Consider the following 23219-nt stretch of genomic DNA (forward strand, 5'->3'; position numbering starts at 1 on the left):
CCGTCCGCGACCCGAGGATGCCCATGCCCCGACTCGCCCTCTCCGACGACTTCGTCGCGGATCTCATCTCCCTGCAGAGACCCGTCCAGAAGGAAGTCAGCGACGCGATCCAGATGTTCCGGAGCATGACGGTTCCCCAGCTCCACGCCAGCAAGGGCATGCACCTGGAGAAGCTCGAGCGGGCGCGGGACCCCCGGATCCGCACCATCCGCATCACCAAGTTCTACCGCGGTGTCCTGCTGGCCCCCGACGACGGCAGCGAACTGTTCACCCTGCTCAGGGTCGCTCCGCACGACGAGGCCATCAACTGGGCCTGCAAGCGGGCCTACTCGGTCAACGGTGCCACCCGAGGCGTGGAGGTGCGCAACGTCGAGGCGCTCGAACAGATGGAGACCTATTTCGGGACGAAAGCGGTCGCCACTCCGACGCGTCTGTTCGCGGACCACTCCGACACCGTGCTGCGGGATCTCGGCATCGACGAGCAGGTCCTGCGCCTCGCCCGGGTCTGTGTCACCGCCGAGGACCTGTCGGTCATGGCGCCGCCCATGATGCCCGCCGACCAGTACGAGGTGCTGTGGTTCCTGGCGGACGGCTGGTCGGCCGAAGCGGTCTGGGAGCAACTGATCGCTCCCCGCGGGCAGACGGTCCGTACGGCCGAGGAGCGGCCGGCGGTCACCCTCAGCGAGGCGATCCTCAACACACCCAACCGCATCGTGGAGGTGACGGGCCCCGGCGAGCTGGAGCGCATCCTCACCGAGGACTTCACCCGCTGGCGTATCTTCCTCCATCCCGCCCAGCGCCGCTACGCCTACCACCCCGGCTTCAACGGCCCCGCCCAGGTCACCGGCGGCCCCGGCACCGGCAAGACGGTCGTCGCCCTGCACCGGGTACGGCACCTGCTGCGCACCGGCCGCGAGGGCGAGCGTATTCTGCTCACCACCTTCACCAACGCCATGGCCGCCGCCCTGCGGGACAACCTGGCGCTCCTCCTCGGCGACACCGACGCCCGTCTTCTCGACCGGGTCGACGTCACCACGGTGGACTCCCTGGCGGCCCGGGTGGTCCGGGAGGCACGCGGCACCGCTCCCAAGCCTCTTTCGTCCGCCGCCGAGAAGAGTGCCTGGACCCGGGCCGTCGGACGCGAGGAACTGCCTTGGACGGAGCGCTTCCTGTCGCAGGAGTTCCGCAACGTCGTACTGGCCCAGGGCCTGAGCACGCCCGAGGAGTACCTGCGCTGTGTACGCAGGGGCCGGGGCACCCAGGTCGGGCGGGTGCAACGGGCACGGCTGTGGCGCGTCATGGAACGGTTCACGGCGGACGCCGCCTCGCGCGACTCGGCGACGTACACCCAGCTGTGCGACCAGGCGGCACGGATCCTGGCCGAGAGCGGGCCGCGCTACCGCCACGTCGTCGTGGACGAGGCCCAGGACCTCCATCCGGCACAGTGGCGGGTCCTGCGCGCCTGCGTGGCTCCCCAGCCCGACGACATGTTCATCGTCGGCGACCCGCACCAGCGCATCTACGACTCCCGGGTCTCGCTGCGCTCGCTCGGCATGGACGTCCGCGGACGCACCACCCGCCTCCGCCTGAACTACCGCAGCACGGAGGAGATCCTGCGCTGGTCCGCCTCCCTCCTCGACGGCCGGCCCGTGGGCCGGCTCGGTGAGGACGACGACGATGACGGCGGCCAGGATTCGCTGCGGGGCTACCGCTCCGAGCTGCACGGCCGCGTTCCGGTGGCGCGCGGATACGGCAGTCAGGACGAGGAGCTGCGGGCGTTGACCGAGCAGGTCCGGACCTGGATCGACCAGGACGGGGTCAATCCGTCCGAGGTGGCGGTGTGCGCCCGGTTCAACACACTGGTGGACGCGGTCATCGCCCGCCTGCGCCGGGAGCGCATCCCGGCGGTCGCGGTCAAGGACAATCCGGGTCCCGACGTGTCCGGTGTGCGCGTGGCCACCATGCACGCGATGAAGGGGCTGGAGTTCCGGTGTGTGGCCGTCGTGGGCGTGACGTCGAGCGTGCTGCCGTTCGCTCCGCAGGTGACACCGGTCGAGGTGGATCCCGTGCAGCACCAGTCGGACCTGCTGGCCGAGCACTGTCTGCTGTTCGTGGCGTGCACGCGGGCCCGCGACGCCCTGGCGATCTCATGGAGCGGTGAGCGCAGCCGCATGCTGGATCCGGTGGCCGGCTGAGCGGCGCGCGGCCCCGCCGCCCGTACCCGAGGCGCGGGTCGGGACGGCGGGGCCGTCGGCGGGCGCGGTCCGGTTCCGACCGCGTGCGTTCAGACCCGGATCTCCCGGACGACGACCGTACGCGTGCGCCCCTGCGAGGCGTCGTAGGAGATCTCACGTCCCACCGGCTGCCACCAGTGATCTTGCGCGGGAGTACCGGGCTTCAGCCCGGTGGGGAAGCGCATCCTCGACTCTGCGGTGCGGAGCGCCACGGCATCGCTCCAGAGTGCTCTCCGCTCACAGCGGGCGGTTCTGGTTCTCGGTGTACTGGCGGACGGTCGTCGGCAGCACTCCACCCACCGACCCGGCGAAGTAGGGACCGGACCACAGCTTGTTCGCCCGGTAGTAATGCTGCCGCAGGTCGGGGAACTCCTGGCGCAGACGGCGGGAGCTGACGCCCTTGAGGGAGTTGACCAGCTTCGAGGTCGCGACCTTCGGCGGGAAGTCCACCAGCAGGTGGACGTGGCCGGCCTCGCCGTTGAACTCCGTCAGCTCTGTTTCGAAGTCGGCGCAGACCTCTCGCATGCTCTCTTCCATGCGCCTCGGGTGTGCGTCGACGAACACATTGAGCGGGTATTTCATCACGAAAACCAAATGGGCGTGCAGCAGGAAGACATAGCGACGACCTGCACAGACGTTCGGATGGTCGGTCATGAGCCAAGCGCAATACGATCACGGCATGCAGCTTCGCTACCAGTACCGGGCATATCTGACGCCGGGCCAGCGCAATGCCGCGGTCCGGGTGTTCGGGTGCCGCCGGACGGTCTGGAACGACGCCCTGGCGATCCACGCGCCGCGCAAAGCGTCGAACAAGCTGCTCGGCAACCCCAGCAGCCGCATCGCCGAGGGCCCCTACCAGGCGATCCCGAAGGCCGCGGAGCTGGGCAAGTCGCTGATCACACAGGCGAAGAAGACATCCGAGCGGGCGTTCCTGTCCGACGCGCCGGTCGGTGTCCTCCAGCAGACCCTCAGGGACCTGGACGCCGCCTGGAAGGCGCATGAGGAGTCCAAGACCGGCAAGCGCCCCGGCCCACGTGTCGCCCCGCCCCGATTCAAGTCGAGGAAGGACAACCGGCAGTCCGCACGGTTCACCATCTCGGACCGCTTCAAGCTCATGCCCGGCGGCAGGCTCCGCCTGCCGAAGATCGGCGATGTGCGCGTGAAGTGGACCCGCGACCTGCCCTCGCACCCGACGTCCGTGACCCTGATCAAGGACCGGTCCGACCGGTACTGGGTGTCCTTCGTCGTCGACACCGACCCGGCCGACGACGTGCTCCCGCCCACGGACGGGGATCAGGGCATCGACCTGGGCCTGACCCGGTTCGCGGTCCTCGCCGACGGCTCGCACATCGCCTCACCGAAGTACCTGCGCCGGGCGGAGAAAAAACTTTGCAAGCGGCAGCGGGAACTGTCGCGCAAGCAGAAAGGCTCGAAAAACCGGGACAAGGCCCGTATCAAGGTCGCCCGCGCACACGCCGCCGTCGCCGACGCGCGCCGCAACTTCCACCACCAGTGGTCCCACAAGCTGACGAGCGAGAACCAAGCCGTCTACTGCGAGACCCTGAACGTGCGTGGACTGGCACGCGGACGCCTGGCCAAGAGCGTGCACGACGCAGGCTGGGCACAGTTCCTGGGCATGCTCGAGTACAAGGCGACCCGGCGCGGCCGTACCTTCACCAAGGTCGCCCGGGACTTCGCCAGCTCCCAGATCTGCTCCGTCTGCGGCTTTCGCGACGGACCCAAGCCGCTGCGCATCCGTGAGTGGACCTGCGAAAACTGCCAGACCCGGCACAACCGGGACTGGAACGCGGGCAAGAACGTCCGCTACGAAGGCCGCCGCACCCATGCGGCAACAGCACCACCCACCCCAGGACCTGGGGCCCGCAGCTGGTAACGGCCGCGGTAAACGCCTGCGGAGCGCCGGTAAGACCGGGCGGAGGCCCGGCACAGCGCACAACCCCCACACCGTGGGGAGGAAACAGGAACCCACCCGGAGCGGGTGGTCCTCACCCTACGGGGACCACCCACAGACGGAGAATCCTCGCCCTTCAAGGCGCTGGAGGAGGTCAAATCAGCGCGTGTCCCAGCAATGACAAGGGAGAGACCATGTCCGCCTCGCCATCGGGCAGTTCGGCGACGGTGTACAGGGTGTCGTCGTCAACCAGGACGTACAGCCCGTCGCCGTACTGGTACACGAACCCGACCGGCTGCATCCCGCCACTCAGGCCGCTCTCGCCCTGGCTCACACGCCACCCCACTGCTGCCGAGGGCCACAACGGTGGCCCGCCCTGTGAAATCCCGCCCCGGCCACACGCCCGCTCGAGTGTGAACTAAGCACACGCGTTGAGGGTAGCAGGAACGTCGGCCACTCAAGGCCGACAAGACCTCATCAATGCCGTTCTCGCGCGAGGGAAGCCGGTGAAGCACCAGAGAGCGCCGAAACGGGAACGCATACTGAATCGATTGGAAATTGACAGAGTTCACAGAATTGACGCATCATCATGAGTGTCTCAACTCGCGCTCACACTCAGAAGGGCGACGAATCCATGCGCATGGAAGTGGTCGACGTATCACCGCGGTTGGCGGCCGAGTGGCTCACTCGGAACACCAACAACCGGCCCCTGAGCAAGAGCACGGTCCAGCAGCTCGCGGGGCAGATTCAGCGGGGCGAATGGCAGCTGACGCATCAGGGCATCGCCTTCGACGAGGACCAGGTACTCATCGACGGTCAGCACCGTCTGGCCGCCATCGTCAGGGCCGGGATCACGGTTCCTCTGACAGTCACACACGGCGTGCCCCGCACCGCGTTCACAGTGATGGACACGGGACGCAAGCGCACCGGCCGTGACGCGCTGGCACTGGCCGGTGAGGCCAACGCGACCCACCTGGCCGCGGCGCTGCGCGGACTGCACCTGTACCTGCACGCACCGAACTCCGCGTGGAGCGGCGGATCGTCGGTCACCAGCAACGACCAGCTCCTGGTCATGCTGGACAAGCACCCCGGTATCCGCGATGCCCTCCACCACGGCATCGCGCTCAATCGCGGATGCCGGATCACTGTCACGGCGGCGACGATCGGCTGGTACGTGACGACCGACGCGCGGCCGGACATCGACCAGACCGCCTGGGAGGAGGGAGTCGTCACCGGCGCGCGCCTGGATCCGGGCGACCCCCGTCTGACCCTGCGCAACACCATGCTCAGCCTGGCAGCGGGCCGGACCCACCGTCGCCGGGACGACTCGCGCGAGCACCTGCTCTACTACCTCAAGGCGTGGAACGCCTGGGTGGAGGGCCGCGACATCAAGCTGCTGCGCCGGTCGCCCAACGAGACGATGCCCCGTATCTCCAGCCGCTCGGCATCGGCATCGGCGGACAACGACGCCTGAGAAGACATAGATTCAACGGACTGCTGCCCCTCGGCCCGAAGAGCGCCGGACATGGACCGGCAGGGTCTGTGCACCCGGTGAGGAGGACCGCAAGGAAAGGAGGCGCATGCGCGCCCAGGAGATCACCTTTCTCAAGCTCGTCCAGGGAGACAAACAGTTCCAAGTCCCGCTCTATCAGCGCACGTACAGCTGGGGCAGGGAGCAGCTGAAGCGATTGTGGGAGGACGTCGGCGAACTCGTCGACCAGCATCTGAGCGGTGAGTCGGCGGCGCCGCACTTCCTTGGTTCGGTGGTGCTCGCGCCCGGTCAGATCCAGGCCGGCGGTGTGCAGCGGTGGCTGGTCGTGGACGGTCAGCAGCGGCTGACCACGCTGATGCTGGCGTTCACCGCGCTGCGCGACCACCTCAGGGAGGCGGGTGACGCGCGCGGCGCCGACCGGGTGCACCGGCAGATCCTGGTCAACGAGTTCCACGAGGGCCTGGACCACTACCGGTTGCTGCCGACACAGGCGGACCGGGACGCGTACACGGCGTGCGTCCAGTCCCGGGCCGAGGCGGGCGGGGGCGACAACATCGGCGCGGCCTACCGGTTCTTCCGCGGTGTTCTCGCCGAGGGCCGGGAAGCGGCGGGCGAGGAGCGGTGGATCGGCACCGTCGAGACCGTTCTGAAAGACCTGCTCTCGATCGTCGAAATCACTGCCGAGTCCGGCGACAACGTGTACCGGATCTTCGAATCGATCAACAACACGGGCGTCGGGCTCAGTCAGAGCGACCTGCTGCGCAACTACGTGTTCATGCTCCTGCCCAAGCGCGGTGAACGGGTCTACCAGGAACTGTGGCTGCCCATGCAGCAGAGCCTCGGCCCGAAGAACCTCGAACTGCTGGTCTGGCTGGACCTGGTCGTTCGCGGCCACTACAAGACGAAGCAGAGCGAGATCTACCGCGAGCAGCAGAAGCGGCTTCAGCCACTGGCCGGCGACGAGGACGCGCTGCAGCGCGAGATCGCGCAACTGGCCGAGCGGGGAGGCCGGTTCCTGCGCATCGTCGATCCCGGCCGCGAGCCCACCCCCGCCCTGCGCGCGGTTCTGGAGCGTCTCGCCGACTGGGGCGGCCAGACCCACTACCCGCTCGCACTGCACCTGCTGGATCTGGTCGCCTCCGGCAGCACGACGCCCGAGGACGCGGCCAAGGCCCTGCTCTACGTCGAGTCGTATCTGGTACGCCGTCTGATCTGCCAGACGCCGACCACCGGCCTCAACCGCATCTTCATGGAGGCCCCCAAGGAGCTGGAGAGGGACCGGCCCGCGGCCGAGGCGGTGCGGCGGTTCCTCTCCGGGCGGCGCAGGCGCTGGCCGAGCGACGAGGAGCTGCGGGAGGCGATCCGCAGCAAGCCGTTCTACTGGAGCGGCCGTCCCCCGCAGCGCAGTTACATCCTGCGTCGGCTGGAGGAGAGCCACCGCCCCTCCGAGCCCGTCGACTTCGCCAAGGCATCCCTCAGCGTGGAGCACATTCTCCCGCAGCGTCCGGCCCCGGCGTGGTTCGAACTGCTCGCCGAGGAGACCGACCCGAACCAGACTCCCCAGGAACTCCACGACCTGCTCGTGCACACCCTCGGCAACCTCACCCTGACCGGCGACAACACGAAGCTCTCCAACCATCCCTTCGAACGCAAGCAACAGATCCTCGAGTCCAGTGCCCTGCGCATGAACCTCGAGATCGCCTCCGCGAAGCGCTGGGGCAAGGCGGAGATCCTCGACCGCGCCGACCGGCTGACCGAGCGGGCCGTGGAGCTGTGGCCCGGCCCGATCGGCGGGGTCAAGCCGGCCGGCGAGGAGTGGCCGGGCTGGGCCGAACTGCGCGCGGCCCTCGTGGCGATGCCGAGTGGGACGTGGACGACCTACGGCGACGTCGCCGAGCTGATCGGCAGTCACCCGGTGCCGGTCGGCACGTACCTCGGTTCCAACCCGTCGGTGATCGGTGCCTACCGGGTCCTGACCGCGGACGGCAAGGTATCGCCCGCTTTCCGTTGGGCCGACGGCAGCGACCGTCCCCCGCCGCAGGAACTGCTGGCGAGCGAAGGAGTGAAGTTCGATCCGTCGGGGCGGGCCAATCGCGCGCAGCGCCTGACTGCCGCGGAACTGGCCACGCTCCTCGGCAAGGACGTCACGCAGCCGACCGCCCACGACCCGCTGCCCAACGGAGAGGACGCGGCGGCGGCCGAGCGGTTCCACGCACAGCTCCAGGAGCACTGGCCGGAGGCGTCCGCCGGCGTGCTGGCGGCCCTCGACTTCTGGCGCCACCAGGGCGGCTACGTGAACTACGGCCGACACGAAGAGACGAGCTGCTTCCCTGTGCTGGACGCCGGAACGAGCCGACGGCCCCACCTGCTGTGGCCGGTCGGGATCTACCCGGTCAGCGGAACGGTCGAGGTGGCCTTCCAGTACCTCAAGACCCGCAGCCCCTTCGACGACACCCAGCAGCGCCGGGAACTCCTGGACCGGCTGAACAAGATCGACGGCATCGACCTGCCCGAGGCGAAGCTGGAGCTGCGGCCGTCCTTCCCCGTCCAGGTCTTCGCGGAGCACGGTGACGAGATCTGCGAAGTGTTGGACTGGTTCGTGGACGCAGCGGCCCTCGATCTGGCCCGGCGGCCCTGAACGCACAGCCACCGGTCTGCTCGTCTCGCGTCCGCCTCGAAGGCCGAGGCGGACCGGGGAACCACTGGCCAATGCATTTTGGCGCGAATGTATCGCTTTCTGATGGCTGAATCTCGGGCACTGGAATCATGGCCATGCCATGAGCACCCGTGTTCTTTGTCGGGGCGCAGGCCCACTCCTCGCGGAGGTGATCGCTACTCATGCGACTCTCAGACGATCTCACACTGTCCCGAACCGACGGATCGCCTACGAAGAGGACCGGTACGACGCCTTCAGGCGAGACGTCCGTAACCAGCACCATCGAGTGGGAGCTGTGTCCCGCCGGGCGTCCGTCGCTGAGGGTGCACGACAACCACTGGGCGAACGGTGAACGAAACCTGGTGCTCTACAAGCCCGCCGTCGTGCCCGAGATGCCCGCGGCTCTCTCCAATCTGCACAACCGCCTGCGCTCGACGGTGTCTCGTTCTCCAGGGCGTGCCGAGTTGCGCATGATGGTATTTCCCACGTACGTCGACCCGCAGGGGAGGCCGCGGATCAAGAAGTCCCTCACGACATGGGATCTCGCGAACCAAGTGGGACTGCATCACTTGCGCGAGTTGACGGCACGGGACGGCGTTACGTTGGAGGCCGCGTTCGACCGGCCGCATCTGCCCGTGGTGAACCTGGACGATCCCCAGGACGACAAAGCCCTCCAGCACGCCTTGTTCTTCCCCGCCGAGGACGGCGAGACCCCCGTGATCGCATTCACACGCTTCCGGATCGTGCCCGTCCTGCGCCATATCGGCTGGATCGCGCCCGAGGGCACATGACCCTGGCGGAGCCGGGCGACGAAAGGAGTACCCATGGCGAATCGGCCATGTGACGGAAGCGTGCGCGGGCTCAAAGGACAGACCATCTGCTTCACGGGCCGTGTCCTTGTCGACGGGCACTGGACGGTCAGGAAGCGTTGCGCCGAGAGGGCCGAACAGCGCGGCGCGACGTACAAGGCCGAGTTCTCCAACCTGGTGACCCTCGTGGTGTACGGCGATCTCGCCAGCAAGGTGGTGACCGACGCCCGTCGGGACTACAGCCATACGCTCGTGCAGGCCGAGCATCGGCGTCGCCAGGAACGACATGTCTGCGTGGTGGACGCGGACGGTTTCTCAAAGCTCCTGCGCGGTCATCCCGCACCCTGCCTGGCGTTACGACGAGCCGGCGCAGGAGGCGTTCGCCCGGTGGCGTCTTCCGATGTCGGAGCCGCCATTCTCGGCGGCCTCCTTCGTCCGCAACGCGTTGGCCGGCGCACGAGCGAAGCGCTGGCCGTGGACCTCAGTCTCCTCGACAAGTCCACAGCCGCCCACGAGTTGACGGTGGGGATGCTGATCGCACACCTCGGCGACCAAGGCGTCGAAGTGCGGGCGCATGCACGCAACGCCCCACGTTTTGACGCCGGTTGGTCGCGTGGAACTGACCTGTTCGTGGCCGAGGTCAAGAGTCTGACCGGCGCGAGCGAGGACCAGCAGATCCGTTTGGGCATGGGCCAGGTCCTCGACTACACCCATCAGCTCCGGACCGCGCACCCCAGCCGCCGTATCCACCCGGTCCTCGTCCTGGAGAAGCCTCCCTCCGACGCGCGCTGGACCTCGCTGGCCCGCAGCGTCGGCGTTCGGCTGACCTGGGGACCCGGGTTCGCCGGACTCTGACGCGCCGAACGCACCCGCCAGCAAGCGACCCATGCGCTCAGTTCACAACAATTTCCTATAGGGCCCGCGCCACGGACTGTTCACCGGCCCGCGTGCGGCATAAGCTCGCGGCGGGTAGGCCGACGCCGGGGAGGAGACCACGCATGCGGAAGGGCGCTGTCGAGTATGAGGCTGAGCACCGAGCCGGCACGGCTCGGCCGTCATCTTCCGCCCCACGAGGGCGCGATGCCGCATCTCTTTGAGGACGTATCCGTCCAGGAGAGCCCGGACGGATACCTCTCCCTGCTGTAAAGACCGCCCTGCCGTCCGAAGGCTTCTTCAAACTGGCCCGCCCAGCCCCGTATCAGCGCTGCGGTGACGACGCGGAACTGTGGATCAACGAGCTGAAGGACTTGACGAAGCATTACGCGGACCGTTGGCACTCCCGCTCCGGCACCCCAGGCCGGACCTGCAGCCGTACGGCTTCTCGCCACTGACCGGAGTGATCCTGTCGTACCGGCCACCTGGCCCTGCAGCCGAAGTTTCCGGTCTTCGGTCATGTGACACACCCCCGGCCTGCCCGGGCCACCACCCAGTTCGTGCGAAGGAAAGATCAGTGAGCGAAAACGGCTCCGTCGGAAGAGTCCAGCCGGCTCGTCCCGGCGACCCGTCCCGCATAGGCCCGTACCGGATCATCGGCCGTCTCGGCGCAGGGGGCATGGGCACCGTCCATGCCGGAGTCACCCCCGACGGAACACGCTTGGCAGTGAAGGTGATTCATCCCCAGCAGGCGCAGGAGCCGGAATTCAGGGCGCGTTTCAAGCGTGAGGTGGAGCTGTCCTCCCGCGTCACCGGGCCGCACCTGGTTCCGCTACTCGCCGCCGACACGGAAGCGGAGACCCCGTGGCTGGTCACCGCTTACGTCCCGGGGCCCACCTTGCAGGAGCACGTGCTCGCTCGCGGGCCACTCGCGGGAGGAAGCCTCTACGCTCTCGCAGCCGCCACGGCACAGGCACTCGCCGCCATTCACGCCGCGGGAGTGGTGCACCGCGACGTCAAACCGCAGAACGTCGTCCTGACGCCCGCCGGCCCGCGTGTGCTGGACTTCGGGATCGCCCACGCCGCCGACTGCACCAGCGTCACCCGCACCGGGGTCATGACCGGCACCCCTGGCTGGATCAGCCCCGAGCAGTATCGGACGGGGGCCACCGGGCCCGCAGGCGACATGTTCGCCTGGGGAGCACTCGTGGCCTACGCGGCCACCGGAAGGCTGCCGTTCAGAACCGGCGCGCCCGATGTAGTGGCGTTCCGCGTGATGTCGGAGGCGCCGGATCTCGAAGGCATCCCCGCACCACTGCGCCGGATCGTGGAGAAGGCCCTGGCCAAGGAACCCGGTGACCGCCCGTCAGCCGCCGAAGCCGCACAGGACTGTGCGGAACTGCTGGCCTCTGAAGTCACCCAGGTGGTGGGCGGCGGCACCGTCCCACCGACAGCTGTGGACATGGTCACGGCTGTCTGGGACGTGCCGGCGGGGGACGACCCCGCGTGGCAGCTGCCCCCGGACCGGAGCGGTTCGAAGAAGCGGCTGGCGGGCGCGGTGATCCTCGCGGCAGCCGTCGTCGGCGGCCTGACCGGAGGAGTGGTGGCTCTGATGCCCGGCAACGCCGTGGACGACAAGCAGGCGTCCTCGTCCACCGCCTCGGCGTCCCCGCTCGCCTCGGCCCGATCAGGGCAGGCACCCACAAGCGCGGGGAAGGCGAGCACGGCGGCCGAGCAGCGGACCACGAACGGCGGCTCGGCGAGTGTGGAGAGCTGGAACCAGGCGCGAGCGGCGCAGGGCGCGAGCGAGCACGACGTGGCGCGCGCGATGCTGCACGACGAGGAAGTTCTCGCCCGGGACCTGAGCGGTGGTGTCGACTTCTCTCCGGAAACGGTGCGGTTCCACGAGTCACGCGGGGAGGTCTACCTCTCGTACCAGCTGGCCTCCGACGAGGTGGAGGCGATGTACGCGGAAACGGAGATCGCCAAGTCGATGTGTCTGACGCTGAGGGACGTCGTTCTCCGCCTGCACCCGGATCTCCCGTACCGCACGTACGTCATGGTGAAGGAGGAGAAGGGCACTGCCCCACAGGTGACGTGGCAGGACGACTTCGTCATCAACGCACAATGCCATTCGGCCGCCGAGGACGGCACCGCGGGGGACTCCACCGCCGGGCAGGACTGGGAACCGGACGACGACGGCCTCGGGCAGGCGATGATCCCCAGCACCGACAGCGACGAGATCCGGGTCGCGGACCGCGCCGCCAGGAGGATCATCCAGCGGACCAACGGGATGCGCCGGACGCTCGGCACCGATCAGGTGCTGGGCAACAACGAGATCAAAGTGGGCTTCGACCCCGGGAACTCGGCGATGTATGTCTGGTCGGACTACGTGCAATGGAACCAGGAGCAGGTCGAGACCTGGGCGGTCATGGCCGCGGGTGAGGCTTGCCGCGCCCTGGTGAACCAGGGGCAGAGCGCGGGCGGAGCCTGGCCGTACTTCCGCTACGCCGTGGCGGAGACAGGCGCTTCCGGTTACCTGATGATCCGTTCGGGCACGGCCACCACTCAGGCCGACTGCCCTGCCTGATCGAGACGGACCGGGGTAACGAGGTTGACCCTCGACCTTGTGGAGGGCCCAGAGTTCCAGGCGTGGAGAACGAGATGCGCAGCATTGGGGAGATGGCCCGGGACAGCGGACTGAGCGTGAGCGCGCTCCGGTTCTACGACCGGGCCGGTGTACTGGTCCCCGCCTGGGTGGACCCGGTGAGTGGCTACCGCTGGTACGACCCCGAGCAGTGTGACGAGGCCCGGTTGCTGGCCCGGTTGCGCCGGGCCGGCATGCCGCTGTCGGACATCCGGCTGGTACTGGCCGGCTGGTCCAGCGCGGACACGGACCTGGTGCGGGGGCTCCTGCAGGCGCACCTGCGCCGACTGGAGCTGGGGCTGTCCGATGCCCGCAGTGAGTTCTCCGCGCTCCGAGCAGTACTCGACCACAGGGAGAACCCCATGACTTCACTCCGCACCGCCACCGTCCGGCTGTCCGTCTCCGCCCCGGAGCTGGCCGCCGCGCTGGACGCGGTCCGTTTCGCGGCCAGTACCGACCCGGAGCTGCCGATGCTCGGAGGGGTCCTGTTCGACATCGAGGGCGAAGACCTCCGTGTCGTGGCCACCGACCGGTACCGGATGGCTGTCGCGCAGGCACGCACAACGGGCCATGGCACGGAACGTGTTCAGGTCATCGTCCCCTCTCCGCTCGCCGACGCGATGCGGGCGCTGCTGAGTGGCGCGGAGCCCGTTCAGCTCGCCGTGGACGGTGACCGCGTGACACTGGAGACCGGGGACCGGCAGGCAGCCGGCCGGTGCCTCGACCACGACTTCCCCGACTACCGCCGCCTCGTCAACCTGCCGGCGGGGCGTCGGGCGGTCGTCGACGTGGCGGTTTTCCGGAAGGCGCTGGAGACCGGTCCCATCCGCGTGAGCGAGGTACGCGAGCAGGACGGTGTGTCCTACGACCTCAGCGTGCTCGGCGTGTCGGACGACGGCACGGTGACCCTCTGCAAGGACGGTGACGACGACCCGAACCACATCGCTGTCAACCGCGAGTTCCTGCTGCAGGCGCTCGCCGCCGGAGCCCGGGACGAGCTGATTCTGGAGTTCGGCGCCCCCACGGCGCCCCTCGTGATCCGCCGGCCCGACGACGAGCGCACGTTCTCGCTGCTGATGCCGGTCCGGCTGGAGGACTGAGTCGGTCGATTCGACGGCGGACTTTCCCCGATCAGGTGCGTCTGACGCCGTAACCGCTGAGGGGCCCCACCGGACTTGCGGCGGGGTCCTCACCATTGCTGACCGGCAAAAACGGCCGCAGCCGCTCCCGTTCCGCATTCGTCGGACCACCCCGCCCCATGCTCAGGGCAACGATCCGAACACGCATCAGTCGCATGATCGCTCGGGCAAGTCCTAGCCGGCCCGCACTTCGGTGTTCTGGCATGCGTGCAGCAGCCATCTCCCGTCATCCTGCTTGGTCATGACGTAGAGCGGAGCGCCTTCCGTGTCGCCCCCTGCCGAGTGGTAGACCTGGCGGACCTTGACGGCCGCCACGTCGGGCCGCAGGAACTGCGTGTGCACTGCCTCGTAGGTGACCTCACCGTCCCAGCTCGCGGTGGGCAGCACGGTGCGGGTGAACTCGGCGATCGCGTCGAAGCCGATGAGGACCTTGCCGTGGGCTGTCGTCCAGAGGGCGTCGGGATGGAACAGCGTGAGGAAACTCTCCGCGTCCTTGGCACGCTGGGCCCGCTCGACGGTGGCCACGACCTGTTCGATGGCTTTGATGTCTGCGGTTTCGGTGTTCATGCAGATCACTCTGAGACCTCAAGTGAGCTTGAGGTCAAGGCCCGCAGCCACAAAGATCGCCCGGACAAGTCCTGGCACCGAACGTCCGGAGCTCTTTGCTCCACGGTCTTGAACCCCCACAAGCCGGTCAAGCGACCTCTGACCGTGCCGTGGCGGCGGGGCACCCCGCCGCCACGGCACACGACGCTCCGCCGCCGCGCTCGGTCGGCTAGAACGCGGTGCGGCCGGTGCGAGTGCCACCGCCGCCGGTGGTGACGAAGTAGAACTCGGTGCCGTCCTTGACGTCGCTCGCGATGACCTTGTAAGCACCCTGACCCGACCAGGTCCAGTCCTTCTGGCAGGTGTTGTACTTGGCCCAGCAGACAGCCACCCACTGGCCGCCGCCGGAGTCGATGCGCAGGTTGATGTCAGCGCAGCGGGAACTGGTTGTGAAGTGCTTGCTGTAGCCGTCCGGCGGGAGCGACACGGCCACGGAGCCTCCGTAGCAGCTCGCCGCCGCGTCGACGCTCTGCGGCGTGGCGGACGCAGTGGCCGGCGTGGCCAGCACGGCGGCGAGACCGGCGAGGCCGAGGCTCACCCGGCCGGCCTTTCGTAAAGCGCGATCCTTCATGATGTTTCCCCCTTTGGTGGTCCTGAGAACAAACATTGCCCAGAGTGACACCAGTCGGCATGGCTCCCAAGGAGGGAACCGGCCAGTCCGGGGCGCCTGACTTCCCGGCGCCGGGGCGGCGCGAAGACGGATCCGACGTGGATCACCGGCTCCGCACAGCGGGGGCAGAGCCGCTGCGGCCTGTCCCCGTCGTACGGCTTCTTGTACGAAGCCGACACGGCAGGCAGACGCAGCCCACCGGGACTCCCCTCCCCGGCCGCGAGGAGGTGCTCGGTCGGTCGATCCCGTTCGACCGGGCACGCCGGCTGCCCCTGCTGCCCGATCCCACCTGGTGACCCGCGGAACTCGACAACTGCCCGACGGTGGCCGGCCGGCCCCGAGTGGACAAGGAGCGGAAGCCACCGCGCCGGTCCCCGACCCTGCTCGGCTCAGCTCACTTGGTGAGGGCCTTCTCGATGTCGGCGATGACCCGCTCCATGGCGATCGGGCCGTTGCTGCTGCTCCAGACCTGGCCGTCGACCCCGTGGTCCTGCTTGGCCTTGACGGCCTTCATCCGGGTGAAGGCCTTCTCGGAGCGGGCGGCCTCCAGCGCCTTTGTCCCCTCGGCGTTCAGCGTGGCGATGAAGACGTGGTCGGCGTCGGCCTTGGTGAGGTTCTCCAGGGACAGCGGGTCCGAGTGCGGCTGCTTGCCGAGGTCCTTGGCGAGCGGCATCGGCGACAGGCCGGCCTTCTCCAGCATCGCGGTGGGCATGTTGGCGGCGTTCATCACGATCGGGCCGCCCGGCATCCACCGCATCACGACGCCCGTGCCCTTGGCGCCCTTGCCCGCCTCCCGCGCGCGCGTGAGCAGGGCGTCGATCTTCTTGTCGAGCTCGTCGGCCTTGCCGAGCGCCTCGCCGTAGGTGTCGAGGCCGGAACGCCAGTCGCCGGCGGCCGGGACGATGGTCGGCGCGATGGCGGAGAGCGTGTCGTACTGCGACTTCTCCAGGTTGGCGCCGGTGAGGATGATGTCCGGCTCGGCCTTGAGGATCGCCTCGGTGTTGGGCTCCCTGACCGTGGCGACCAGCGGGATGCCGGCAGCCTGGTCGCCCAGGTAGGCGGGAGCGCCTTCGGCGCCACGGGCCGCACTGATGCCCACCGGGGTGATGCCGAGGGCGAGGGCGGTGTCCAGGGATGCGTCACTGAGGGTGACGACTCTCTTCGGCGTGCCGGGGACCCTCACTTCGCCGAAGGCCGTCCGCACGGCTCGCTCGGTCCCGCCGGCGGCCACCTTCTCCCTGCTGTCACCCGAGGCGTCGGAATCGGATCCTCCGCAGGCGGCGAGGGTCACGACCAGCGGAGCGGCGGCGAGAGCGAGAACGGCGGAGCGCAGCGGGGAGCGGCTTCTGGACATGGGTGTCTCCGGGGGAGGTGGGTGTAAAGCGAAAGCAAAGTTAGGTTAACCTCACCTCAGTTCCACGTGAAAGGAGGGGCGTTTGTGAAGCTGCGTTCACTCATCGTGCGCGGCCTGCTCCCCGGTGTCGGCGTCCTGCTGGCGGCTGTGATCGCGAGTCTGCTCCTGGGAGCGGGCGATGTCGGACCCGGGCGTGCCCTGTCCGCCCTGGCCGGCGGTGCTGACGACGATGCCCGTTTCGCCGTGCTGGAACTGCGGCTGCCCCGCACCCTGGTCGCCGTCGCCGTCGGCGTGGCCCTGGGGGTCGCCGGAGCCCTGCTCCAGGCCGCCGCCCGCAACCCGCTGGCCGAACCGGGCCTGCTCGGGGTGAGCGCGGGAGCATCGTTCGCGGTGGTCGTCGCCCTGGTGCTCGGTGCCTCGGCCGCCACCCTCGGCCCGTACGTGGCGGTCCTCGGAGCGGGCGCCGGGTGCCTGCTGGCGCTGGCCGCCGCCCGCCTGCGCGGGGCGGGCGACGACCCCGTCCGCCTCGTGCTCGCCGGTGCCGCCTTCAGCGGACTGATGGCCGCCGGCTCCTCGGTGATGCTGCTCGTCGACGCCCGCGCCGCCGACGAGATCCGCTTCTGGACCATCGGGTCGGTCGCCGGACGCGGACTGGAGGACCTGTGGGCCATCGCCCCCGTCCTCGGTCTCGGGCTTCTCCTCGCCGTTCTCGTCGCCCCCTCCCTGACCGCGCTGAGCCTCGGCGACGACGTGGCCACCGGCCTGGGCCACAAGCCCGGCCGGGTCCGGGTCCTCGCGGTCACCGCCGTGGCGCTGCTGGTCGGCGGTGCCACCGCACTGGCGGGGCCCGTCGCCTTCGTCGGACTCGTCGTGCCGTTCGCCGCGCGCGCACTGGTCGGCCCGGACCTGCGGCGGCTGCTGGCCGTCTCCGTCCTCATCGGCCCCGCCACCGTGCTCGCCGCCGACGTCGTCTCCCGCCTCGTCGCCCGTCCCTACGAGATGCCCCTCGGCGTCATGACCGCGCTCCTCGGCGCTCCCGTCCTGGTCGCCGTCGTCCGGTCCCACAGGTTGCCCTCGCTGTGAAAACGCTTCCCGCCCTGCCCGGACCGGCGACCGCGGCCACGTCCGCGGCGCCCGCCGGCCAGTTGCCGCTCGCCGTCCCCGGAACCTGGCGCCTGTCCGCCGGCCCCTACGCCGTCCTGGTGCCGCGCAGGCCGCTGCTGGGCACCGCCGCCGCCCTGGCCGTGCTGCTCGTCGCAAGCGCGGTGCACCTCGCCGTCGGCGAGATCTTCGTCCACCCCGTGGACGCGCTGCGCGCCCTGTTCGGCGACGGCGCCCCCCGCGACCTTCTGGTCGTCGAACGCCTGCGGCTGCCGCGCCTGCAAGCGGGCCTGGCCGTCGGCGCCGCCCTCGGCGCGGCCGGCTGCCTGATGCAGACCCTCGCCCAGAACCGTCTGGCCACCCCCGACACCGTCGGCCTCAACGACGGCGCCGCGGCCTTCGCGGTCGCCTCGGTCACCGGGCTCACCACCAGCCTGCTGCCCAGCAGCGCCGCTCTGGTCGGCGCCGCCACCGCCGCCGCCCTCGCCCTCGCCCTCAGCGGCGGAGCCGGACGCGGGGGCTACCGCTTCCTCGTCGTGGGCCTCGGCGTCGGCGCCGTGTTCGGTGCCGTCACCAGCCTCGTCCTCGCCCGCTCGGCCGTCGACGCGGCCAATGCCGCCTACGGCTGGACCGTCGGCACCCTCAACAGCCGCGACCAGGACGCCGTGGCCCTGCTCGCCCTCGCCCTGCTCGTCGTCCTGCCGCTCGCGATGGTCCTCGGCCGCCGACTGCTCCTGCTGCGCCTGTCCGACTCCGTCGCCTTGGGGCTCGGCGTCCGCGTCAGAGCCCTGCGCCTGGTCGTCATCGCCCTCGCCGTCGTCCTCGCCGGCCTCGCCGTCGCCGTCGCCGGGCCGCTCGGCATGATCGCGCTGGCCGCCCCCGAAGCCGCCCGCCGCATCGCCGGGCCCCGCACCGTCCCCGTCCTGCTCTCCGCCCTCGCCGGAGCGGCTTTCACCCTCCTCGCCGACCTGCTGGGCCGCACCGTGCTCGCCCCGCTGGAAGTCCCCGTCGGCCTCGTCACCGCCGTCGTCGGCGGCCCCTACCTGCTCTGGCTGCTGCTCACCACCCCTACCAGGAGGTCCCTGTGAACCCGGCCGACACCGACAGCCGCCTGCGCACACGGGCCCTCCGCCTGGGCCACGGCTCCACCACCGTCGTCGACGGCCTCGACCTCGCCCTGCCCGAACGTCAGGTCACCGTCATCGTGGGCCCCAACGGCTGCGGCAAGTCCACCCTCCTCGGCGGACTGGCCCGCATCCTGCCGGCACGCGGCGGCGCCGTCCTCCTCGACGGCCGCGAGCTCGCCAGGATCCCCACCCGGGAGATCGCCCGCACCATCGGCATGCTCCCGCAGTCCGCGACCGCCCCCGACGGCCTCACCGTCCGCGACCTCGTCCGCTACGGCCGCCAGCCCCACCAGGGCCTGCTGCGCCAGTGGTCCGCCGACGACGCCCGCGCCGTCGAGGAGGCACTCACCGCCGCCGACCTGCACGACCTCGCCGACCGTCCGCTCGAGACCCTCTCCGGCGGCCAGCGCCAGCGCGCCTGGATCGCCATGGCCGTCGCCCAGGAGACCGAGATCCTCCTCCTCGACGAACCCACCTCGGCCCTGGACATGGGCCACGCCCTCGAAGTGCTCGAACTGGTCCGCTCCCTGGCCGCGCGGGGGCGCACCCCCGTCCTCGTCCTCCACGACCTGACCACCGCCTGCCGCTACGCCGACCACATGATCGCCCTCAAGAACGGCGCGATCGTCGCCCAGGGCGCTCCCTCCGCCATCATCTCCCCGGACCTCGTACGCGACCTCTACGGCGTCGAGAGCGCCATCCTCACGGACCCGGTCCACGGCACACCGGTGATCTGCCCCCTGCACGTCGCCACCTCCGGGGCGGGCGCCTGAGCCCGTACCCGATACCTCAACTCCCGCGCAAGGCTGAGCAACCGTCAGGTTTCGTAGGTGAGCCGGTGTCACTCCACCCCGGCTGCGCCCCTGCTCCACCCGGGCTGCGCCCCTGGAGGCGTCTTTGGTTCCGTTGGGCCGCATTCACCGCGTACGCCGCTCAGGACGGGGACTGAGCCGTGGTGCGTCTCCTGGTCGGCCTGCGCGCGAGGCCGGTCACCGGAACTTGGCCTTCACCGCTGCCGACTCCAGCGCTGTCGGCCTCCCCGGCCTGGCGTGCGTCGGCGGCGGGGCCGGTGGCGTCCGGCCCCGCCACCCGCACCACGTCAGCGACTGCCGCGGTAGTAGGTGACGTCCCAGTGCGAGCCCTCACGGGCGTAGATGTTCCCCGACGGCGCCTTGTACTGCTTCGCGCGGTCGCCCTTGCGTTCGCCCACGTAGCGGAACGTGCGGGTGATGTACGAGTTCACGCACGACGCCGGCTTGATGTCGACCTTGTAGCCGTTCCAGTGGCTGTACGCGCCGGAGGCGTGCCCCTTCTCCGTGCCGGCGGTGAGCGTCACGGCACACTTGCTCGCCTTCTTGAAGTCGATCACCCCGTCGACGGTGCTCTTGTTGATCTGCTCGAAGGAGGTGCACCTGCTGTTGTTCCGGTCGCTGCACCCGCCCGACGAGACCCACGTGACACCCGCCCGTTTCAGCTGCTGCTCGGCGGCCGCCTGCGAGTACTTCGCGGGGGCGGCGGTGGCGGCGGGTACGGTCGCCGCCAGCAAGCCACCGGCCAGCAGCGCGGCTGAAGCAGCGAGTGCGGCGGAACGGGCCATACGTCGACTCATGCGCAGTCGATCCTCTCGTGAGGGATTGCGTTACGCCTGAGTCATTGCCCACCGGGCATTTCCGGCATCCCTCCCAGAGGGGGCGCGTAGTGGTACTCCGGCGCACCATGATCCCCATCGCGCGCGGCCCTCGGAGCGAGGGACGGTGCGGTCATGCCGGGTGGTCGTGGGGGTCGGACGCCTCGAGCTCGCGGGCGAGTGTCACCGCGTCGTGTGGTCCGGTGTGCCGGCGGTTGCCGATGAAGAAGGTCGGGACGCCGCGGGCCCCGCTGGCTTCGGCGCTGGCCACGTCGGCCCGGACCCGGGCGGCCGTCTGTTCCCCGTCGAGGTCCTGGAGGAACTTCTCGACGTCGAGTCCGGCCTGGGCGGCATAGCCGACGATGTCGTCGAACTCGAGCTCGTTCTGGTGGGTGAACAGCAGGTCGTGCATCTGCCAGAAGCGTCCCTGCGTGTCTGCGGCGACGGCTGCCCGGGCGGCGAGTTCGGCGTGCTCGTGCACGTCGGGGAGCGGCAGGTGCCGGAAGACGTAGCGGAGCCGATCCCCGAAGCGCTGCCTCAGTTCCTGGGCGACACCGGTGACACGGGCGCAGAAGGGACATTGGTAGTCGCCGTACTCCACCAGGGTCAGGGGTGCGTCCGGAGGGCCGGCGAGGTGGTCCGTGGCCGGGTCGACGGGGCGGTCGAGGGTATGGGGCAGGTCGGCCTCCGTCTCGCCGCCCAGGACCGCGGCCAGGCGGAACGTCAGCCATCCCAGGGCCGTGGCGAGCACGGCCGCCAGCAGGACGCCGACGGTCGCCTGGGCGCGCAGGACCGGGTGGGTGAAGGCGAGTCCGGCGATCAGCAGGGAGACGGTGAAGCCGATCCCGGACAGGACGCCGCCGCCCAGGACCTGGCCCGGGCCGACTCCCTGCGGGAGCTTGCCGAGGCCGAGGCGGGCACCGAGCAGGGCGCCGCCTCCCAGGCCCAGGGATTTGCCGACGACGAGGCCGACAACGACGGCCCAGGTGACCGAGGAGGACAAGGCGTCGGTGAGGACACCGCCGCGCAGGTCGATGCCGGCGTTGGCCAGCGCGAACAATGGGACGACGACGTAACTCGCCCAAGGGTGGAGCACCGTCTGCAGCCGCTCGTTGACGGAGACGGCGCGTTTCAGTCCCCTGCGTGCCGACAGGCCCACGTCCGGGCTGGGGGACTGGCGGAAGGCCCGGAAGAGCCGGGCGGCCCGTTCCACCACCTGGCGTGCGGGGGTGTGGGCGGGGATGAGCAGACCACCGAGCATGCCGGCGATGGAGGCGTGCAGGCCGGCTTCGAGGGCGGCGAGCCACAGCGCGAGAACGACCAGCACATACGGGGACGTATGCCAGAGGCCCAGGCGGGTCAGCCCGGCCAGGACCACGCACAGGGCGATCGTGAGCAGCAGGGACGGCAGGTGGAGCGCCCCCGAGTAGACCAGGCCGATCACGGCGACGGCCACGATGTCGTCGACGACGGTGATGGCCAGCAGGAAGACACGCAGTTGCGTGACGAACCGGGGGCCGACCAGGGTGAGCGCCCCCAGCATGAACGCCGTGTCGGTGCCGATGACCACGCCCCACCCCCTGGCGGCCTCGCCCCCGGGGGCGACCGCCAGGTACAGCAGCGCGGGGACGAGCATGCCGCCGATCCCGGCCAGGGCCGGGATCACGGCACGCCGGCGGTCGGTCAGCACGCCCACGGAGATCTCGTACCGGACCTCCAGGCCGATGACGAAGAAGAACAGGGCCATCAGGCCGTCGCTGACCCAGTGCCCCAGGTCCATCGACAGACTGGCACCGCCGAGCGAGACGGACGCCTCGGTCGCCCACAGTGATGTGTACGCGTCCGACCAGGGCGAGTTCGCCCACACCAGGGCCACCACGACAGCGGCCAGGAGCAGGCCGACGCTGCCTGTCTCGGTCGTCAGGAAGTCGCGCACCCGGTCGGCGAGCTGGGCCACCAGCGTGCGCCTCCCCGCCGGGGTCTGGGGGGCCTGGGCGTTGTTCTTCCGCATCACCGTTGCCACCGTGCCGTCTCGCTGTCCCCGTATGTGCCCCCGCTCCGGTGGTGGGGCGCCGGCCGCCTTCCGGAGCAGGGGTCCCGGGCCGCGGGGGCACCCGGGGGAGAGTGGTTGCTCCGGCGTCGTGTCGTGGTCACGTCGTCTCCGTCCCGGGGAGGCCGAAGTGGTGCCGCTCTTCCTCGGGTACGAGGTCCGCCATACGCCTCGGGGTCCCGGGCGGTGGTCTTGCGGCCGGTGATCCTGTGAGCGGGGAAACCCGCCGGGGCCTGCCCGTCGTGGATCTCGTAACGGCGCTGCTCGGGGTTGTCGCGGACGGTGGTGGTCATGCGGGACCCTCCTGCGGGCTCTCGGGGCGGACCGCAGGCGGTGCGGCGACCGCTCGGCTCGGCACGGGCCGACGGCTGACGGCCGGCACGCGATTGACGGTATGGATGGTGATGACGGCCCAGGCCACGGCCGAGGCCTGCTCGGGTGCCAGGTGCCGGGCGGCTTCGGCGTGATCCTGGTGCTGGCCCTGGTCCTGGACACGGGGTCGGGAGGGCGATGGGAGATGCGGCCAGGACCACAGCAGCGCGTTCGTCCGGGGCGAACAGGCCGGTGTCACGGCAGGCGGGCAGAACGGCGACACACTGAGGGGACTCTCCGCCCTTGACCGCGGCGCGCACGTGAACGTCCGGGCAGGAGGCGCAGCTGTCGATCGGTAACGCGCGGGTGTCGACCGGTTCGGCCAGGGTCCGGTTCGAGCCCGCGTCGCGGGCGGCCCCGCGGACGGCCTTGGCGGCCTCGGTTCGGGCACGGCGGCTCCGGACGGCCGGTCTCGGCCCGGCCGGCACGGGCATCGGCGGTGCTGACCGGTCCGCTCATCTCAGACGGCCTTTCCTTGCGTTTCCGCCGGACATATCAGGATCTGTTCCCGTTCTTTCGGTTCTCTCACCTGTGCCGGGCGTCTCGTCCTTCCCGGACCTCGTTCCGCTGCCCGGCCCTGACAGCGCAGCCGCCGCCCTCGGCGCGGTGA

At 70.0% G+C, this 23219-nt stretch carries 20 protein-coding genes; 12 read left to right on the forward strand and 8 right to left on the reverse strand.

Annotated features, from left to right (window positions below):
* Positions 1 to 23 precede the first annotated feature (23 nt).
* Positions 24 to 2195 carry a UvrD-helicase domain-containing protein gene (locus ACX25U_RS03310; protein ID WP_454388886.1) on the forward strand — a complete coding sequence of 724 codons (2172 nt, stop codon included), beginning with the start codon at positions 24 to 26 and terminating at the stop codon, positions 2193 to 2195.
* An 89-nt stretch (positions 2196 to 2284) separates the two neighbouring features.
* Here ACX25U_RS03310 and ACX25U_RS03315 read toward each other — a convergent pair whose 3' ends face one another.
* Positions 2285 to 2446 carry a hypothetical protein gene (locus tag ACX25U_RS03315; RefSeq protein ID WP_454388888.1) on the reverse strand — a complete coding sequence of 54 codons (162 nt, stop codon included), beginning with the start codon at positions 2444 to 2446 and terminating at the stop codon, positions 2285 to 2287.
* A 25-nt stretch (positions 2447 to 2471) separates the two neighbouring features.
* Positions 2472 to 2888 (reverse strand): IS200/IS605 family transposase, encoded by a 417-nt coding sequence (gene tnpA / locus ACX25U_RS03320; RefSeq protein WP_454388890.1) that lies wholly within the window; start codon positions 2886 to 2888, stop codon positions 2472 to 2474.
* A 25-nt stretch (positions 2889 to 2913) separates the two neighbouring features.
* Between tnpA and ACX25U_RS03325 the strand changes: the two genes are divergently transcribed.
* On the forward strand, positions 2914 to 4128 hold the full coding sequence (locus tag ACX25U_RS03325) for an RNA-guided endonuclease InsQ/TnpB family protein (protein ID WP_454388892.1): 1215 nt from the start codon (positions 2914 to 2916) through the stop codon (positions 4126 to 4128).
* A gap of 172 nt (positions 4129 to 4300) precedes the next feature.
* Here ACX25U_RS03325 and ACX25U_RS03330 read toward each other — a convergent pair whose 3' ends face one another.
* Positions 4301 to 4480 carry a hypothetical protein gene (locus ACX25U_RS03330; RefSeq protein ID WP_454388894.1) on the reverse strand — a complete coding sequence of 60 codons (180 nt, stop codon included), beginning with the start codon at positions 4478 to 4480 and terminating at the stop codon, positions 4301 to 4303.
* Between the two features lie 300 nt (positions 4481 to 4780).
* On the opposite strand from ACX25U_RS03330, the gene ACX25U_RS03335 reads away from it, so the two are divergent.
* From ACX25U_RS03335 to ACX25U_RS03365, 7 genes are all read left to right on the forward strand, one after another.
* Positions 4781 to 5620 (forward strand): hypothetical protein, encoded by an 840-nt coding sequence (locus ACX25U_RS03335; protein ID WP_454388896.1) that lies wholly within the window; start codon positions 4781 to 4783, stop codon positions 5618 to 5620.
* A 106-nt stretch (positions 5621 to 5726) separates the two neighbouring features.
* The gene (locus tag ACX25U_RS03340; protein ID WP_454388898.1) at positions 5727 to 8276 is read left to right on the forward strand and encodes a GmrSD restriction endonuclease domain-containing protein; all 2550 of its coding nucleotides are present in this window, start codon (positions 5727 to 5729) and stop codon (positions 8274 to 8276) included.
* 341 nt (positions 8277 to 8617) lie between these two features.
* Positions 8618 to 9085 carry a hypothetical protein gene (locus tag ACX25U_RS03345; protein WP_454388900.1) on the forward strand — a complete coding sequence of 156 codons (468 nt, stop codon included), beginning with the start codon at positions 8618 to 8620 and terminating at the stop codon, positions 9083 to 9085.
* Positions 9086 to 9118: 33 nt separating this feature from the next.
* Complete coding sequence (locus tag ACX25U_RS03350) at positions 9119 to 9958, forward strand: hypothetical protein (RefSeq protein ID WP_454388902.1); 840 nt, start codon at positions 9119 to 9121, stop codon at positions 9956 to 9958.
* A gap of 165 nt (positions 9959 to 10123) precedes the next feature.
* On the forward strand, positions 10124 to 10249 hold the full coding sequence (locus tag ACX25U_RS03355; protein WP_454388904.1) for a hypothetical protein: 126 nt from the start codon (positions 10124 to 10126) through the stop codon (positions 10247 to 10249).
* A 304-nt stretch (positions 10250 to 10553) separates the two neighbouring features.
* Positions 10554 to 12566 carry a serine/threonine protein kinase gene (locus ACX25U_RS03360; RefSeq protein WP_454388906.1) on the forward strand — a complete coding sequence of 671 codons (2013 nt, stop codon included), beginning with the start codon at positions 10554 to 10556 and terminating at the stop codon, positions 12564 to 12566.
* Positions 12567 to 12640: 74 nt separating this feature from the next.
* Positions 12641 to 13723, forward strand: coding sequence for a DNA polymerase III subunit beta family protein (locus ACX25U_RS03365; RefSeq protein ID WP_454388908.1), 1083 nt, complete (start codon positions 12641 to 12643; stop codon positions 13721 to 13723).
* Positions 13724 to 13936: 213 nt separating this feature from the next.
* Here ACX25U_RS03365 and ACX25U_RS03370 read toward each other — a convergent pair whose 3' ends face one another.
* From ACX25U_RS03370 to ACX25U_RS03380, 3 genes are all read right to left on the reverse strand, one after another.
* A complete protein-coding gene (locus ACX25U_RS03370) occupies positions 13937 to 14329 on the reverse strand; it encodes an SgcJ/EcaC family oxidoreductase (RefSeq protein WP_454388910.1) in 393 nt (130 codons plus the stop codon).
* A gap of 208 nt (positions 14330 to 14537) precedes the next feature.
* On the reverse strand, positions 14538 to 14939 hold the full coding sequence (locus ACX25U_RS03375; protein WP_454388912.1) for a hypothetical protein: 402 nt from the start codon (positions 14937 to 14939) through the stop codon (positions 14538 to 14540).
* Positions 14940 to 15372: 433 nt separating this feature from the next.
* The gene (locus ACX25U_RS03380; protein WP_454388914.1) at positions 15373 to 16332 is read right to left on the reverse strand and encodes an ABC transporter substrate-binding protein; all 960 of its coding nucleotides are present in this window, start codon (positions 16330 to 16332) and stop codon (positions 15373 to 15375) included.
* Between the two features lie 84 nt (positions 16333 to 16416).
* Between ACX25U_RS03380 and ACX25U_RS03385 the strand changes: the two genes are divergently transcribed.
* Genes ACX25U_RS03385 through ACX25U_RS03395 form a run of 3 tightly spaced genes read left to right on the forward strand, consistent with a single transcriptional unit; the run spans position 16417 to position 19333 of the window.
* Positions 16417 to 17415: a FecCD family ABC transporter permease gene (locus tag ACX25U_RS03385; RefSeq protein ID WP_454388916.1), complete on the forward strand. Its 999-nt coding sequence runs from the start codon at positions 16417 to 16419 to the stop codon at positions 17413 to 17415.
* Positions 17412 to 18521 carry a FecCD family ABC transporter permease gene (locus tag ACX25U_RS03390; protein WP_454388918.1) on the forward strand — a complete coding sequence of 370 codons (1110 nt, stop codon included), beginning with the start codon at positions 17412 to 17414 and terminating at the stop codon, positions 18519 to 18521. The genes ACX25U_RS03385 and ACX25U_RS03390 overlap by 4 nt, the downstream gene beginning before the upstream one ends.
* Complete coding sequence (locus tag ACX25U_RS03395; protein ID WP_454388920.1) at positions 18518 to 19333, forward strand: ABC transporter ATP-binding protein; 816 nt, start codon at positions 18518 to 18520, stop codon at positions 19331 to 19333. The genes ACX25U_RS03390 and ACX25U_RS03395 overlap by 4 nt, the downstream gene beginning before the upstream one ends.
* Positions 19334 to 19659: 326 nt before the next feature.
* Here ACX25U_RS03395 and ACX25U_RS03400 read toward each other — a convergent pair whose 3' ends face one another.
* Positions 19660 to 20169, reverse strand: a complete 510-nt coding sequence (locus ACX25U_RS03400; RefSeq protein ID WP_454388922.1) for a hypothetical protein — start codon at positions 20167 to 20169, stop codon at positions 19660 to 19662.
* 151 nt (positions 20170 to 20320) lie between these two features.
* Entirely contained in the window at positions 20321 to 22198 is a 1878-nt protein-coding gene (gene nhaA, locus ACX25U_RS03405; RefSeq protein WP_454388924.1) for a Na+/H+ antiporter NhaA, read from the reverse strand.
* Between the last annotated feature and the right edge of the window lie 1021 nt (positions 22199 to 23219).

This window comes from Streptomyces sp. JNUCC 63 (assembly GCF_054366325.1).